The sequence below is a fragment of the Streptomyces sp. NPDC039423 genome (assembly GCF_055598725.1).
Genome location: NZ_JBVKAH010000003.1, coordinates 202,184 through 217,542, shown reverse-complemented (window position 1 = coordinate 217,542; position 15,359 = coordinate 202,184). Strand labels below are relative to the sequence as shown.

Sequence of the window (15,359 nt, the reverse complement as noted above, 5' to 3'; positions counted from 1 at the left end):
GTGCCTACTCGCGTACGCCCCAGGGGGAGCCGTACGCGGTCAGGAGGTCCAGGAAGGGGCGCGGGTCGAAGGCCTCCGGGCCGAGGATCCCGGCCCCGAGCCACGCGCCGTTCGCCACCAGCTCCAGGGCGACGACCGGGTTGACGGCGGTCTGCCAGACGACCGCCTGTGAGCCGTACTCGCTCATCGACCACTGGTTGTCCACCACGTGGTACAGGTAGACCTCGCGGGGCTTCCCGTCCTTGACGCCCTTCACCCAGGTGCCGGCGCAGGTCTTGCCGTGCATGCGGTCGCCGAGCGTCGCCGGGTCGGGCAGGCACGCCGCGACCACGTCACGCGGGGAGACCTCGGACCCATCGGGCAGCCGCACCTTCCCGGTGCGGTCCAGGCCGAGTTTGTGCAGGGTCTTGAGGGTCTCGATGAACTCGTTGCCCAGCCCGTACTTGAAGGTGACCCGCCGGGCGTCCACCCAGCGGGGGATGAGCAGCACCTCCTCGTGCTCGACGTTCACGCACTCCACCGGGCCGATGCCCTCGGGGAAGTCGAACACCTCAGGCTCGCTGAAGGGCGCGGTGGTGTACCAGCCGCGGTCCTTCTCCCAGACGACCGGAGGGTTCAGGCACTCCTCGATGGTGGTCCAGATGGAGAACGACGGGGCGAAGTCGTATCCGTCGACGGTGAGGTTCGCGCCGTCCCGTACCCCGATCTCGTCGATCTCGTCGAACAGCTCCTCGGCGGCGTAGCGCGCGAAGACGTCGGAGAGGCCCGGCTCGACGCCCATGCCGACGAGCGCGAGGCGACCGCTCCCCTCCCACGCGGCGGCGCGCGCGAACTGCGCGTCGCCCAGCTTCGTCCCGCACTCCTCGTACGGGCGCGCCCGGTGCGGGGAGGACAGGGACATCGCCATGTCGAGGTAGTGCGCCCCGGCGGCCAGCGCGGCCTCGAACAGCGGCATCACGAAGCGCGGGTCGGTGGCGTTCAGCAGGACGTCGCACCGCTCGGCGGCGAGGAGGGCGGCGACGGCCTCCTGGTCCGAGGCGTCGACGCGTGCCGCGCTGAACCGGGTCTCCCCGTCGCCGAGCGCGGCGACCGCCGCGTCGGCGCGGGCCGGGTCGTAGTCGGCGACGACCATGTGGTCGAAGAAGGAGCGGCGGGCCGCGATCCGGGTGATCGCGGTGCCCACGCCACCGGCGCCCACAAGCAGAATGCGCATGGCGGAGGAGCCTTTCGTCGAGGGTGGCCGAAGCCGGGAGGCGTCATGAAACGGGCCCGCCGAAAGCAACGTCAAGGGCGTTGGCATAAGCTCGACGGGAGCGGAGGAGGTACCCGGTGGCGAAGAAAGTGGTGCCGGAGGCGGACCGGCGGCGGAGGAAACCGACCAAGCAGGGCGTGGTCCTCTCGGCGGGGCTGATCGTCGAGACCGCCCTGCGGTTGCTGCACGAGTACGGCCGGGAGGGCCTGACGGTACGGCGCCTGGGCGCGGCGCTCGGCGCGGACCCGAGCACCCTGTACCGCTACTTCCGCGGCACCGACGACCTGACCCTGGCCATCGGCGACGAGCTGATCGGCCGAGCGATGCGCGGCTGGCGGGCCACCGGCGACTGGCGCGCCGACCTGCGCGAACTCGGCCTGCGCATCTACACCGCCTACCTCGCCCATCCGGAGGCGGCCGTCCTCACCGCCAGCCGGGTCAGCGGCCGGGCCAACGAGATCGCCACGGATGAGGCCATCCTCGGCGTGCTGCGGTCCACGGGGCTGCCCGACCCCGAAGTGGTGCGCGTCTACCACGCCTTCATCGACCAGACCCTGGCGTTCGCCGCGCTCGACGCCGCCGGCCTGGCGCTGCCGGAGCGGGCCCGGGCGGCCGACCAGGCGGTGTGGCGCGCCACGTACGCCCGGCTGCCCGCCGGCACCCACCCGAACATCGCGGCCACGGCGCCGCTGCTGGTGGCCCGGATGAACGCCAGCGCCTATCCCACGGCCCTGGAGATGCTCCTCGACAACGCGGAGGCGACGCTGGCGGCCGGCTGAGCCGTCGCGGCGGACCGCCGTCCCGCTCCGCGGCCGCTCTCATGACGGCCCCGAAGCGGCCCACGGCGCACCCGGGTTCACCGCCCGGATCCAGGGAGGGCCGACCGGTTTCCGATAGGCCGGTGAAAAAGGGACACATTCGCAGGCATGAGCGTGTGAGCGGCGGGTAGGCGCGGCCCATCGGCTTGTCGGGGGACGACGGCGTGAGTCGACGGTATGGGAGGGAAGAAGCATGACGGTGATGACGACGACTCAGCAGGCGGCGCCCACTGAGAGCCGCCCCGCGGCCGCGGCCCTGCCCGAGATCGCCAACCCGCGGCAGGTGGCCCCGAAGGACGCCCGGGCCCTGTCCAAGGTGTTCTTCGACCAGCTCGCCGTGCTGGAGGAGGGCACCGCCGCGTACCAGGACGTCCGCAACACGCTGATCGAGATGAACATGTCGCTCGTCCGGTACGCGGCCGGCCGGTTCCGGAGCCGGGGCGCGGACGAGATGGAGGACATCGTCCAGGTCGGCATGATCGGCCTGATCAAGGCGATCGACCGGTTCGAGCTGACGCGCGAGGTGGAGTTCACGACCTTCGCCGTGCCGTACATCGTCGGTGAGATCAAGCGCTTCTTCCGCGACACCTCCTGGGCCGTGCACGTCCCGCGCCGCCTCCAGGAAGCCCGGGTGGAACTGGCCCGCGCCACTGAGGAACTGCGCACCCGCCTGGGCCGCACGCCCACGGTCAAGGAACTGGCCACGCTGATGAACCTCACGGAGGAGGAGGTCATCGAGGCCCGTCTGGCCTCCAACGGGTACAACTCCAGCTCGCTGGACGCCACCATCAACAGCGACAGCGACGACGGTGAGGCGGCCCTCGCCAACTTCATCGGCGCCGAGGACCCGGCGATGGAACTCGTCGAGGACTTCCACGCCCTGGCCCCGCTGCTCGCCGAGCTGGACGACCGGGACCGGCAGATCATCCACATGCGCTTCGTCGAGGAGCTCACCCAGTCCCAGATCGGCGAGCGCCTGGGCTGCTCGCAGATGCATGTCTCCCGTCTTCTGTCCCGCACGCTGAAGCGACTGCGGGAAGGCATGCTCACCACCCACTGAACCGGAGCGCTGCCGCCGCACCGGCGCGGGTGCCACGGGGCCCTGAGGACCGAGGTCCTCAGGGCCCCTGCCGTTGGCCGGAGCGCCCGCCCGCAGGGGCGGCGGGCCGTGCGCCGCTCACGGCGTCGCCGCATCGTCGGCCACCGGGGCCGGCGAGGGGGGATGGAGGTCGAACGTGGTGCGGGTGTTGGCCGCGAGCGTCTCGAAGAGGCGACGACGGCGTCGCAGCTCGACGATGTCGACCGTCCGCATCCTGGAGGTCGGTGACGGCATGAAGATCGAGAGTGCCGTGCAGGCCGATCCGCAGGCCAGCAGAAGCCAAAGCGTCAGATGCACAACGAGGTCCTTCCCCGCGCGAGAAATGTGACAACAAGGCAGATTCGCGGTCTTTCTGACCGCCGCAGTGGCGAGAGCCATACACATAACGCGATGGCATATGCCGGGTTACGAGCCATTTGGGCGGTCCGTGCGAGGCGCGACCGGGGGCGTTCGGACGGAAGCCGGGGGAGCCGGGGGTGATGCCCCGGTCCGGTGGTCGCGGACTCCCGCTCCCTGTGTACGGGGAAAAGAGGCGTGAAGTAGCGCTTGTCCGTCGTGCCGACGCCCTCACGACGGTCCCGGGCGCCGCGCCGGCCATGGCCGAAAGGGTGTGGGGCGGGGAGCGGTGCCGGAGCCGGCGGATGCGGCGACCGGAGGCCCGCCGCCGCCCGGGGGTCGCCGCCCTCGTGGAGAAGGGGCCTGCCGGGCCGCAATGCCGCCGTGCGGGGCATCGGAATTTCAGAGCCGCGCAACTCCCCGTTCCCGAGTTATTCCTGACGGGCGGTATTTTTGAGAAAAGAAGGAAAATCGCCATTCCAGAACAGGGCATAACGGGCGCCGGAGTTTCACGCTGAGTGATCATCGCAGGCGAGTGGGTCGGTGGAGGTCAATCACGAACGGCCGATACGTGGCCGCTGCATCCACGCCGCGCCGGTTGACGCCTGTAGGGTGATTCATCCAGCCACAAGAACTCCGCTGGAAAGGCGAGTACATGGCAGTACTGCACGACGCCATCCTTTTCGACCTGGATGGCACACTGGTCGACTCCTATCCCGATGCCGAGGACTGCTGGAACGAATGGGCCGAATCCGTCGGCCTCGGCGACAGCTTCGACCTCGCCCCCTTTTACGGGCAGAAGCGCGCGGACATCATCCGGACCCTCCTGCCCCACCTGACGCAGCAGGAGATCGAGGAACACGCCGAGAACGTGCGTCTGGCCGAACGGGCCAGGGTAGCCAAGGTCGTCGCGCTGCCCGGCGCCGCGGACGTGCTGGCCGCGCTGCCCTCGGAGCGCTGGGGCATCGTGACCTCCAACGACACCGAGGTGGCCCAGGCCCGACTGCGCAGCGCCGGACTGCCCGTCCCCGAAGTGATCGTGAGCGCGGACCACGTGGTCCACCCCAAACCGCACCCCGAGGGTTTCCTCCTCGCCGCCCAGAAGCTGGGTTTCGAGCCCGCCGCGGTCGTCGGCATCGACGATTCCCCGATCGGCATCAACGCCGCCAGGGACGCCGGCATGACGGTCGTGGCCGTGCGGTTCCGGCACGAGCTCGATGAACTCACGGGAGCGCACGTCATCGCGGACGGCGTCGGCGTCATCGACTTCGAGGTCCAGCCCGAAGGCATAACCCTCACCATCGACGGAGAGCCCGTATGAGCATTCGCATTTCCCCCAGCATATTGGCCGCTGATTTCACCCGCCTCGCCGAAGAGGCGGACGCGGTCGCCGATGACGCCGATCTGCTCCACGTGGACGTCATGGACAACCACTTCGTGCCCAACCTCACGGTCGGGTTACCCGTCGTGGAATCCCTGGTGAAGAAAGTCCGTATTCCTCTCGACATCCATTTGGGCGTGGCCGACCCGGACCGGTGGGCACCGGACTACGCGGAGGCGGGCGCGGGCAGCGTCACCATCCACGCCGAGGCCACCCATTCCCCCGTGCGCACACTCCGGGCCATCCGCGCCGCCGGCGCCCAGGCGGGGCTGGCGCTCAATCCCGCCACCTCCCTCCAGCCGTACGAGGGGCTGCTGGCCGAGGCCGACACCCTGCTCATCATGACCGTGGAGCCGGGCTTCGGCAGCCAGCCGTTCCTGGACTTCACGCTGGACAAGGTCCGCGAGGCCCGTCGGCTCATCGACCAGCTCCGCCGCTTCGGCGGCCGCGACATCCCCCTGTGGCTCCAGGTCGACGGCGGCGTCAACGAGAACACCATCGCGCGGTGCGCCGAAGCCGGCGCCGACTCCTTCGTCGCGGGATCGGCCGTCTACGCGGGCAGCGACCCCGGCGCCGCCGTGCGCGCCCTGCGCCACCGCGCCGACGAGACGCGTTCGGTCGGCGCACGCGCCTCCTGACGGCGCCGCACCCGCACGGACGTACTCCCACACGGACGTACTCCGCCACCTCCCACACCATCCGCTCTGCCACGGACAAGGAAGACACGCACATGGGACGCGTAGAGGGCAAGGTCGCCCTGATCACCGGAGCCGCCCGCGGCCAGGGACGCTCGCACGCCATCCGGCTCGCCCAGGAGGGCGCGCACATCATCGCCTCGGACATCTGTGAGGAGATCGGCAGCACCCACTACTCCCTGGCCACGTCCAAGGACCTGGAGGAGACTCGCCGCCTGGTGGAGAAGGAAGGCGGCAGGATACTCACCGTCGGCGCCGACGTCCGGGAGCTCGACCAGGTCGAAGCCCTGGTCGCCGCCGGACTGGAGGAGTTCGGGCACATCGACGTGGTGTGCGCCAACGCCGGCATCGGCTCGCTGGGCCGCTCCTGGGAGCTCACCGAGAAGCAGTGGCGCGACATGATCGACGTCAACCTGACCGGCGCCTGGCACACCATCCGCGCCGCCGTCCCGCACATGATCGCCGCCGACCGCGGTGGCTCCATCATCTTCACCAACTCCGTCGCCGGAACCCTCGGCCGGCCCAACATGTCGCACTACGCCGCGTCCAAGCACGGCCTGGTGGGACTCATGCGGTCCCTGGCCAACGAACTGGCCCCCTACTTCATCCGGGTCAACAGCATCCACCCCGGCAACGTGGACACCGACATGGTCCAGAACGTCACCGGACGCCGCCTCCTGCTGCCCGACGTCGAGAACCCCTCCCGGGAGGAGTTCGCCGCGGCCGCCACCGAGCTGAGCGTCATCCCGGTGCCCTGGGTGGAGTCCGTCGACATCAGCAACGCCGTGCTCTGGCTGGCCTCCGACGAGGCCCGTTACGTCACCGGCGCCACGCTGCCCGTCGACGCCGGCGCCGCGATCAAGGCCTGACAACACAAGGAGTCGTAACCCCCCATGGCAGGACCCTTACGGCAGCTCAGCGACCACGGCGTCTCCATCTGGCTGGACCACCTCAGCCGCGAGCGCCTCACCGGCGACGGCCTCGCCACGGCCATCCGCGACCAGGAAGTCGTCGGTGTCACCACCAACCCCTCCATCTTTCACCAGGCCATCGCCGGCGGGACCACCGCCTACGACGACGACCTGCGCGACCTGGCGCTGCGCGGCGTCACCGCCGAGGAGGCCGTCCGCACTCTGACCACGGCGGACGTGCGCGCCGCCGCCGACCTCCTCCGGCCCGTGTACCAGCGGACCGACGGGCACGACGGGCGCATCTCCCTCGAGGTCGACCCGCGCTTCGCCCACGACACCGAGGCGACCCTCGCGGAGGCCCGTCACCTGTGGTGGACCGTCGACCGCCCCAACCTGCTCATCAAGATCCCCGCCACCCCCGCGGGACTGCCCGCCATCAGCGCGGCGATCGCCGAGGGCATCAGCGTCAACGTCACCCTCATCTTCTCCATCGACCGCTACCGAGCCGTGGCCGACGCCTACCTGACCGGCCTCGAAGCGGCGCTGGACGACGGCCGGGACCTGTCCACCATCGAATCGGTGGCCTCCTTCTTCGTCTCGCGGATGGACACCGAGGTCGACCCGCGCCTGGAGAAGATCGGCAGCGCCCGGGCACTGGAACTGCGGGGCGAAGCCGGCCTCGCCAACGCACGGCTCGCGTTCCGGGCCCATGAGGAGATCGTGCGCTCGCCGCGCTGGCAGGCACTGCGGGCGGCCGGCGCCAATGTCCAGCGGATGCTGTGGACCTCCACCAGCACCAAGAACCCGGCCTACCCGGACACCCTGTACGTCAGCGGTCTGGTCACCCCCGGCACGGTCAACACCTTGCCTCCCCAGACCCTCGGAGCCGTCGCCGACCACGGTGACGTCCCGACCGAGACCGTACGCGGCAACTACGAGCACGCGGCCCGCGTCCTGGCCGGCCTGGCGGAACTCGGCATCGACTACGACGAGGTCGTCCAGCTCCTGGAGGATCAGGGTGTCCGGGCGTTCGAAGAGGCCTGGGCATCCCTCCTGGAAAGCGTCGAAGCCTCTCTCGACCGCCTGCCCCGCGCCTCGAAGACCCGGTGAACATCGTTCCATGACGTCCCTGACCCCCCGGGCCGAGACCGGACCACGAGTGTCACGCGCCTTCGTGGTCCGGCTCGGGCTCGCCTACCTCGGGCTCTACAGCGCGGTGCTGTCCGTCGCGCTGGTCACCCTCGCCCTGCGCATCGAGCACGTCGACCCCGCCCACAAGGAGAACAGCCTGGCGGTCGCGGCCGCCCTCGGCGCGCTCGTCGCCCTGTTCGCCAACCCCCTCGCCGGGCGGCTGTCGGACCGTACCACCGCCGCCTGGGGGCGCCGCCGGCCCTGGCTCGTCGTCGGCGTCCTCGGCGGCGCCGCGGGTCTCGCCGTCGTCGCCCTGGTGCCGTCCGTCCCCGCGATCACCGCGGGCTGGTGCCTCGCACAGGCCAGTTTCAACACCTCCATCGCCGCGCTCGCCGCCACCGTGCCCGAGCAGGTCCCGCTCGCCCAGCGGGGCATGGTCTCGGGCGTCATGGGCTTCAGCCAGCGCCTGGCCGTGCCCGTCGGCATGGGAGCCGCGGCCCTCTTCTCCGCCGGGCCGGCCGGCTTCCTGGTGCCGGCCGCGGCGGCCATCGGCTGTGTCTGCCTGTTCGCGCTGCCCTTGCGGGACACCCGGGCACCGGCCGGCCGGCCGCCCTTCTCGGCGCGGGAGTTCTTCGGCAGCTTCTGGACCGACCCGCGCAGCCACCCCGACTTCGGCTGGGTGTGGCTGACCCGCTTCCTGACGTACTTCGCCTCCGTGGCGCCGGTGCCCTACCTCGCGTACTACCTCAGCGACCGCATCGGGCTGACCGGCGGCACGGTCGCCGCGACCGTCGCCCTGCTGACGACGCTCAACTACACGCTCAGCGCGGTGACCGCGGCACTGTGCGGATGGCTCTCCGACCGCCTCCACCGGCGCAAGGTCTTCGTCACCGCGGCCGCCGTGCTGCTCGCCGCCGGCCTCGCCCTCCTCGCCGTGGCCGACACCCTGCCACCGGTCTACCTCGCGCAGACCCTCCTCGGCATCGGGTCCGGCTTCTACTTCGCCGTCGACATGGCCCTGGCCACCGAGGTCCTGCCCAGCTCCGACGACGTGGGCAAGGACCTGGGCGTCATCAACAGCGCCGACGTCCTGCCCCAGTCCATCGGCCCCGCACTCGCCCCGCTGCTGCTGTCCATCGGCCCGGGCCACAACTACACCGCGCTGTACGTGTTCACCATGGCGGTCGGCCTGCTGGCCCTCCTCACCGTGACCCGCATCAGACAGGTCCGCTGAACGCGTCCGGCGTCACCACACGCATCCGAAAGGAATCCCGATGATCCACGAGTACGCCTACCTCTACATCACGCCGGGCCGTGAGGAGGAGTTCGAGCAGGCGCTCCTCGCCGGCGCCCCCATCCTCGAATCGGCCGAAGGCTGCCTCTCCGTCGAACTGCACCGCGACGTCGAGACGCAGGGCTCCTACCTGCTGCGCGTCGGCTGGGAGACGCTCGCCCACCACCTGGACGGCTTCCCCCGGAGCGAGCAGGCCCCGCGGTTCGCGGCGGCGATAGAGCACTTCTTCGCGAAGGAGCCCGAGCTGCGGCACTTCTCCGCCGAACCGGTCGGCGCGCCCACCGCACAGGACTGACCTCCGGGCCGGCCGGGCCCGCACGGCCACGGCCCGCCGAGCCCACCGTCGTTCCGTCGCCGCCCCGCCGCCCGTCAGCGGCTCCGGGCGGCGTCGGTCATGGCGCCCCCGTCCGGGTCCCGACCGCCGGCGACGGTGAGGTGCTCCAGGGTCTGCGTGAGAGTGAGCATGCGGTCGAGGACCTCCGGCCTGTTGTCCAGCCGCAGGACCGCGCCGACCGCCGTGGCGTGACGGTGGGCCATCAGCAGCGTCGACAGGCCCATGGAGTCGATCCACGTCAGCCGCGCGAAGTCCAGGCGTACGACGTGGGGCGGCGGGTGCTGCGCGAGCCGCTCCACCACGGCGTGCAGCAGGTCGCCGCTGGTGTCGTAGTCCAGATCACCGGAGACGCGGAAGGTGAGCGTGCCGGACCGGTGGTCGATGTCGATTCCGAAAGGTCTGTGCGAGGTCATGCGTCCGTGTTCGGTCCGGGGGCTGGGGAAGGGGTACGGCCGCCGAGGCGGCCGGCGGCGTCGCCGAGCAGGGCGGCGGCTCGGGGGAATTCGTTCAACTGCTCGCCCAGGATGCCCAACCCGGTGGTGAGCGAGTGGCCGGGCACGCCCCGGGCGCCGAGGATGTCCGCCGTCCACGCCACGAAGGTGGAGAACAGGGCGGGGTCGTCCACGTAGAGCGCGGTGGTGAGGAAGTCCACGATGTGGGCGATGTCCTCCGCGGTGCGCTCGCGCTGGGCCTCACTGTAGGACCGCATCGCGGGGAAGCGTTCCTCCAGATCGACGAGGGTCTGTTTGACCAGCCGGCCGCGAGAGCGGGCGATCATCGTGTACTCCTGGTCGACCAGGTGCGGCAGGTCGTCCACCGCGTGCCGCGACGCGGCCGGGTCCGGCCGGGGCGGACCGGCTTCCAGCACCGCCGCCGCGCCGCGGGCGTCGGCCGCCCACCGGTCCGCCCCCAGCGCCCGCGCGTAGCGGCCGTCCGTGCCGAACGCCCGTCCGCCGGCCAGGACGGGCACGCCCACGGCCTGGCAGGCGGCGACGGCCGAGTGGGCGGTGGGCAGATGGGTGGGCAGCGAGCTGGACAGCAGCACCGCCTGCGGGTTGGTCGCGTGCAGGTGGGCGATCAGGTGCGCGGTGGGGATCTGGGCGCCGAGGAAGTCGACCTGCCAGCCGCGCAGTCGCAGCACCTCGGCGACCAGACGGGCGGGGAGGGCGTGCCATTCCCCGTCCACACAGCTCACGGTCACCCGGCCCCGGCTGCTGCCCGCGGGCCGGTCCCGGTGGACCACGGCGGCGATCGCCCGCTCGTTGATGGCGGTGGCCGCGTGCTCCTGGGCCACGGTCATCCGGTCCGCGGCCCACTCGGCGCCGACCTTCTCCTGGACGGCACCGATCACGTCCAGCAGCAGCGCCTCCTTGTCGCGGCCCTCGTCCAGGGCGTCATGGACCACGTCGACGGCCGCGTACTCGTCGCCGCCGGACACGGCCGTCCAGAGCCTGCCGCCCACCTCGTCGACCCACGCGGGGCGGGAGTCGTTCACATGGTCCTCCTGACACGCTGTTCCCGACGGTGCACTCGGCCGTCGACGACCGACAGCGGACCGGTCTTCGGCGCGCTGATCGCCAGCGTGGCCATGTCGTCGTGCCGGCCCTTGCCCAGCCACTGCGCGGCCAGCATCTGCACCCGCTCCACGACCGCCTCGGCCGGCATGCCGGCGCACTCCACGAGGGACCGCCGCAGCCGCTGCTCGCCGAAGAACTCGTCGCCCAGCGGGCCGCCGCGCGCCTCGGTGATGCCGTCCGTGTAGAGCAGGCACGTCTCGCCGGGCGCCAGGACGGCCGTGGCCGACCGGGAGGTGACCTTCGGCAGGGCGCCCACGAGCTGTCCCGAGGTGCTCGCCTCCTCCACCCGGCCGTCCGTACGGATGATCAACGGGGGCAGGTGGCCGGCGCTGGTCAGCCGCAGATGCACCTGCCCGGCCTTGCGTCTGGCGGAGGCGAGGACCAGTGTGACGAACCGGGCGTGGTGGGAGGTGAGCAGCGCGCCGTTCAGCAGGCCGAGCACGCGCTGGTGGTCGCCGGACAGCGGCAGCAGGGCCTGGAGCACGCTGCGGATCTTGCCCGTGAGCGCGGCTGCTTCCAGCCCCTTGCCGGCGACGTCGCCCAGGACGACGAACGTCTCCTGCGCGGGGTCCGCGCCGGGGTGCACGTCGTAGAAGTCGCCGCCGACCCGTTCGTGGTCGTTGGCGGGCCGGTACCTGCCCGCGTAGTCGACGCCGTGGACGCGCTCCAGCACCGGCGGCAGCAGCTCCCGCATCAGCACCGAGGTGATCGCCGCCTGCTCGCTGTACATCCGCGCGGCCGACAGCGCGGCTCCGGCCCGGGCGGCGAAGAGCCGGGCGAAGACCTCCTCACCGTCGGTGAACGCCCTGTGCGCGCTGGCCCGCAGCAGGATCAGCACACCGGCCGGCACGCCGTGGCCCGGCAGCGGGGTGACGATCACCGATCCGATGGGTCCGGTGAATCCCGGCGGGACCGCCCAGTCCGGAATGTCGTCCGGACTGATCCAGCGGGTGGGCACGGGTGGGAAGCCCTGGAGTGCCTCGGCCAGGCCCGGCACTATCGACGGGTCGATGTGCGCCGTGCTCTGTGTGACCGGGCCGCCCACCTGGGCGTAGGTCAGGGGGTAGCGGCGCCCCTGGGCGGGGGCGACGATGACGGCCGCGTCGGCGAGGTGATCAGCGGCCATGCGCGCGGTCACCTCCGTACAGCGCTCGACGTTCAGCGAGGACAACAGGGTGTTGGAGACGTGCGCCAGCAGACCGGTCCGCTCCCGCTCGTCCCGCAGCTCCTGCTCGGCCAGGCGTACGTCGGTGTTGTCCACCAGCCACCACACCACCCCTCCTTCACCGGTGGTGGAGGGGTGGGCCTCGAAGCTGCGGTGGTCGATCGCACCCGAGGGTGCGGGGCCGTCGGCGGAGTCGGGGGCCGGCCGGAGCCGGTCGCGGTGTGCCTCGGCGAGCCAGGCGGGGACGGGCAGGTCCGCCAGGAGGTCGTCCCCGGGGCGCCGGAACAGGGCGCGGGCGGACTCATTGGCCTCCACCACGGCGCCGGACCGGTCCATCACCAGGGCCGGGTACGGGGCCGTGCGCCAAGCCGTCGTGCTGAGCGCGGCGGATCCGCGCGGGTGGGCGGGAGGGCCGGAGGAAGGAAACACAGGCGGGGGAACGCATCGTGCGCACCCCACCCCCCTTCTACGCTCGGAAATGTTGTCTCACGGCAACCGTCTCGCACCCCTCGCGGCATACGCAACCCAGTGCCGGAAAGACCACAATTCCGCCACATGTCGGGGAAACCCCGTAACCGGCCCGGCCCGGCCCGCCGGCCGGGGGGAGGGACGCCACCTGCCGGGCGGCTTTCGGTGACGTACCGCCACCGTCCCCCGCCCCTTAGGGCCCCGGCGGTGACGCACCGCATTCCGGAGCCCGGTCGTCACCGGCGTCCGGCCGCCCACGGGGGCACCTGTCCCGGTGCGCTTTCCCGATCGCCGCCCGATGTCCGGGCCCGTGGTCTCCGATTCACATGTCGCCCGGTCAACTTCGGCGTCATTCCGGGCGGCCCGTCGCGGGTCACCGCTTTCCGCCGGCCGACCGCGCGTCAACTACCCCGCGTGACATAGCAAAGGGCAACGCAAAGCCGCCGGAAAACGCGCCGGGCACCATATGCACGGGCCGGTGGAAGTGCCTAGCATGAAAGCAGGGAAGGGAAAAGCGTCCACCACGCGGTGAAGGCGGGTGACGCGCCGCACGCCACGCGATCAGCCGGTGGAACGGACCCCGCGGTACCGCCAGTCCCGCGCCACGAGGAGGGCGGTCACGATCACCCGGCCCCGGCGAGCCGGACGGGCCTCCGGGGCCGGACGGACAACCCCGGAACAGGACCGGAGGGTCGGTCATGGCAGTGACGGTCGACACACGCTCGGAACGGCTGAAGCAGGCCGAGGCCGCGGCGGAGCGGTACGAACGGACCAGCACGGAACGTCACCAGGTGGAGCGCCGGCTGGACGCCGGCGTCAGGTTCCCGGACTCGCCGGAGGCGATCGCGGCCCGCGCCGCGCGGCTGCTCGACCGTCAGGCGGTGCCCGCCGCCGCGGCGGTGGACAGCATCCGTGAGGAGCGGCTCAGCGCCCCCGCGGCGTACGAACGCATCCTCGGCCTGTCCAAGGAACTACAGGCATGGAGCTTCCTGCCGCGCGGTGCGCGCGCCGCCCGTACCGTGGCACGGATCCTGGCCAGGGAAAACGGCCGCGAGCTGCCGATCGGCACCGGCTTCCTGGTCTCCCCCCGCCTGCTGATGACCAACCACCACGTCCTGCCCGACGAGACGTCGGCCCGGCAGTGCCTCCTGGAGTTCGACGCCCAGGTCACCATCGACAACGCCCCCGGGGTGTCGACCCGGCTGGAGCTCGACGTCGGTGGGTTCTTCCTCGCCGACGAACGGCTCGACTTCGCCCTGGTGCTGGTGGCTCCCCCCGCCGACGGCCGGCCGCCGGGGGAGGTGTTCGGGTGGAACAGGCTCAGTGTGCAGCGTGGAAAGCTGGTCATCGGCGAGCCGGTGAACGTCATCGGTCACCCGATGGGCCGCCTCAAGGAGATCGCCGTCCGTGACAACGCGCTCCAGGTACGCCTGGACGACTTCCTGCACTACAGGACCGACACCGAGCCGGGGAACTCCGGCTCACCGGTCTTCAACGACCAGTGGGAAGTGGTGGCCTTGCACCACAGCGGCGTACCGGACAAGGACGCCGAGGGCCGTACGCTGCGCAAGGACGGCAAGGTGTGGGAGCCCGGCGACGGGGAGGACGCCGTCGCCTGGGTGGCGAACGAGGGCGTACGCATCAGCTCCGTGCTCCGGCACCTCGCCGCCGTCCCGCTCGACCCCGTACGGCGTGCCCTGCTCGCCGAGATGGGGCCCGACTCCGGCCTGCGGGTCGACGGCGCGGTGCCGCGAGCGGTCGCACCCCCTCCGCCGGCGGCCGTCTCCCCGCCGGGGGACGCGACCGGAGACGCCACCGGTGCGGCCGTCGGGACCGCCGTGGGAGCCACCGCCCCCGTGGACGCCGTGGCGGACGCCGCCCCCGTGGGCGCCGTCCCGCGTTCCGCGCGCGTGGCCGCCGGCGAACGCGTCGGTCTCCGGCCCGCCACGAACGCCTTCGGCGGCCACCGGCACCTCGTCTTCCTGCACGGCAGGAGCCAGCAGGGCAAGGACACGGAGAAGCTCCGGCGCGACTGGTCCGCCGGGCTCAACCACGGGCTCACCCGGGCCGGGATGGCCCCCGTCGATCCGGAGGACGCCTGGTTCCCGTTCTACGGCGACACGCTGATCGCGGCGCTCGAGCGGAACGAAGCCGTCCCCCGCCCGTACGTCGATGTGACCGCCGTCCCGGTGGCGGAGGCGTGCGCGCCCACGGGACCGGCCCGGGACACCTACGAGCGGCTCATCGCCGATGCGGCGGCCGACGCGCACATGCCCCCGCAGGCGGGTCCGGAGGACGAGCGGTTCGGCGCCCCGGCCATCGGCGCACTGCAACGGCAGCTTAGTTGGCTGGCCGCCAAGACGGACCTCGACGAGTGGTTCATCGCCGCCGTCCTGCGGGACGTCGCGGCCTACCTCGACGACACCCGGGTCAGGAACGCGGTCCTCGACACCGTCCTCGCCTCGATACCGGCCTCCGGCGAGCTCGTCCTGGTGACGCACAGCCTCGGCACGGTCGTCGGCATGGACCTCCTCACCCGGCTCGGTCCGGAAACGGACATGGCCCTGCTCGTCACCGCGGGCAGCCCTCTCGGGCTGGACGGCGTGCACAGCCGGCTGCTCACCGGCGGACCCGAGCGCCCGGACGGCACGTACCCCTGGATCAACGCCTGGTGCCCGACCGACGCCGTGGCCATCGGCTGCCCGCTCGGCGACACCTGGAAGGGCGACCCGATCGACGTGGCCGTCACCAACTCCCGTGACCGGGCGCACCACATCGAGGAGTACCTCACCCACCCGGAGGTGGCCGCGGAGATCGGGCAGGCCCTCAAGGCCGCCTGACGGGCGAGCGTGGGCGAGGGGGAGCGCCGGGATTCCTCCCGGCGCTCGTCGAGCGCGT

Annotated in this window: 14 protein-coding genes; 9 read left to right on the top strand and 5 right to left on the bottom strand. The window is 71.8% G+C overall.

Going from position 1 to position 15,359, the window contains the following annotated elements; translation table 11 throughout:
• Nucleotides 1–4: 4 nt before the first annotated feature.
• Complete coding sequence (locus tag ACZ7LK_RS11680) at nt 5–1,213, bottom strand: saccharopine dehydrogenase family protein (protein ID WP_392273062.1); 1,209 nt, start codon at nt 1,211–1,213, stop codon at nt 5–7.
• A gap of 116 nt (nt 1,214–1,329) precedes the next feature.
• Between ACZ7LK_RS11680 and ACZ7LK_RS11675 the strand changes: the two genes are divergently transcribed.
• Together ACZ7LK_RS11675 and ACZ7LK_RS11670 are read left to right on the top strand one after the other, a co-directional pair.
• On the top strand, nt 1,330–2,031 hold the full coding sequence (locus ACZ7LK_RS11675) for a TetR/AcrR family transcriptional regulator (protein ID WP_471139923.1): 702 nt from the start codon (nt 1,330–1,332) through the stop codon (nt 2,029–2,031).
• A gap of 241 nt (nt 2,032–2,272) precedes the next feature.
• Nucleotides 2,273–3,130 (top strand): RNA polymerase sigma factor SigF, encoded by an 858-nt coding sequence (locus ACZ7LK_RS11670; protein ID WP_392273064.1) that lies wholly within the window; start codon nt 2,273–2,275, stop codon nt 3,128–3,130.
• Between the two features lie 117 nt (nt 3,131–3,247).
• On the opposite strand, the gene ACZ7LK_RS11665 is transcribed toward ACZ7LK_RS11670, so the two are convergent.
• Nucleotides 3,248–3,466 (bottom strand): hypothetical protein, encoded by a 219-nt coding sequence (locus ACZ7LK_RS11665; protein ID WP_392273065.1) that lies wholly within the window; start codon nt 3,464–3,466, stop codon nt 3,248–3,250.
• A 694-nt stretch (nt 3,467–4,160) separates the two neighbouring features.
• On the opposite strand from ACZ7LK_RS11665, the gene ACZ7LK_RS11660 reads away from it, so the two are divergent.
• The 6 genes from ACZ7LK_RS11660 to ACZ7LK_RS11635 all read left to right on the top strand — a co-directional run bounded on the left by ACZ7LK_RS11660 (nt 4,161) and on the right by ACZ7LK_RS11635 (nt 9,212).
• The gene (locus tag ACZ7LK_RS11660) at nt 4,161–4,826 is read left to right on the top strand and encodes an HAD family hydrolase (RefSeq protein WP_471139919.1); all 666 of its coding nucleotides are present in this window, start codon (nt 4,161–4,163) and stop codon (nt 4,824–4,826) included.
• Nucleotides 4,823–5,524, top strand: coding sequence for a ribulose-phosphate 3-epimerase (rpe, locus tag ACZ7LK_RS11655; RefSeq protein WP_392273067.1), 702 nt, complete (start codon nt 4,823–4,825; stop codon nt 5,522–5,524). Before ACZ7LK_RS11660 ends, rpe begins: the two co-directional genes overlap by 4 nt.
• A gap of 92 nt (nt 5,525–5,616) precedes the next feature.
• The gene (locus tag ACZ7LK_RS11650) at nt 5,617–6,450 is read left to right on the top strand and encodes a mycofactocin-coupled SDR family oxidoreductase (RefSeq protein WP_471139916.1); all 834 of its coding nucleotides are present in this window, start codon (nt 5,617–5,619) and stop codon (nt 6,448–6,450) included.
• A 24-nt stretch (nt 6,451–6,474) separates the two neighbouring features.
• Nucleotides 6,475–7,602, top strand: a complete 1,128-nt coding sequence (tal, locus tag ACZ7LK_RS11645) for a transaldolase (protein WP_469464641.1) — start codon at nt 6,475–6,477, stop codon at nt 7,600–7,602.
• Nucleotides 7,603–7,612: 10 nt separating this feature from the next.
• Nucleotides 7,613–8,857, top strand: coding sequence for an MFS transporter (locus ACZ7LK_RS11640; RefSeq protein WP_392273070.1), 1,245 nt, complete (start codon nt 7,613–7,615; stop codon nt 8,855–8,857).
• Between the two features lie 40 nt (nt 8,858–8,897).
• Complete coding sequence (locus ACZ7LK_RS11635) at nt 8,898–9,212, top strand: antibiotic biosynthesis monooxygenase family protein (RefSeq protein ID WP_392273071.1); 315 nt, start codon at nt 8,898–8,900, stop codon at nt 9,210–9,212.
• A gap of 74 nt (nt 9,213–9,286) precedes the next feature.
• Here the strand turns inward: ACZ7LK_RS11635 and ACZ7LK_RS11630 are convergent, their stop codons facing one another.
• Genes ACZ7LK_RS11630 through ACZ7LK_RS11620 form a run of 3 tightly spaced genes read right to left on the bottom strand, consistent with a single transcriptional unit; the run spans nt 9,287 to nt 12,329 of the window.
• Complete coding sequence (locus ACZ7LK_RS11630) at nt 9,287–9,664, bottom strand: STAS domain-containing protein (RefSeq protein ID WP_392273072.1); 378 nt, start codon at nt 9,662–9,664, stop codon at nt 9,287–9,289.
• Complete coding sequence (locus tag ACZ7LK_RS11625) at nt 9,661–10,746, bottom strand: cobalamin B12-binding domain-containing protein (RefSeq protein WP_469464638.1); 1,086 nt, start codon at nt 10,744–10,746, stop codon at nt 9,661–9,663. The genes ACZ7LK_RS11630 and ACZ7LK_RS11625 overlap by 4 nt, the downstream gene beginning before the upstream one ends.
• Nucleotides 10,743–12,329, bottom strand: a complete 1,587-nt coding sequence (locus ACZ7LK_RS11620; RefSeq protein ID WP_471140622.1) for a PP2C family protein-serine/threonine phosphatase — start codon at nt 12,327–12,329, stop codon at nt 10,743–10,745. The genes ACZ7LK_RS11625 and ACZ7LK_RS11620 overlap by 4 nt, the downstream gene beginning before the upstream one ends.
• A gap of 830 nt (nt 12,330–13,159) precedes the next feature.
• Here ACZ7LK_RS11620 and ACZ7LK_RS11615 point away from each other — a divergent pair.
• The gene (locus ACZ7LK_RS11615; RefSeq protein WP_471139910.1) at nt 13,160–15,301 is read left to right on the top strand and encodes a trypsin-like serine peptidase; all 2,142 of its coding nucleotides are present in this window, start codon (nt 13,160–13,162) and stop codon (nt 15,299–15,301) included.
• The last annotated feature ends 58 nt before the right edge of the window (nt 15,302–15,359 follow it).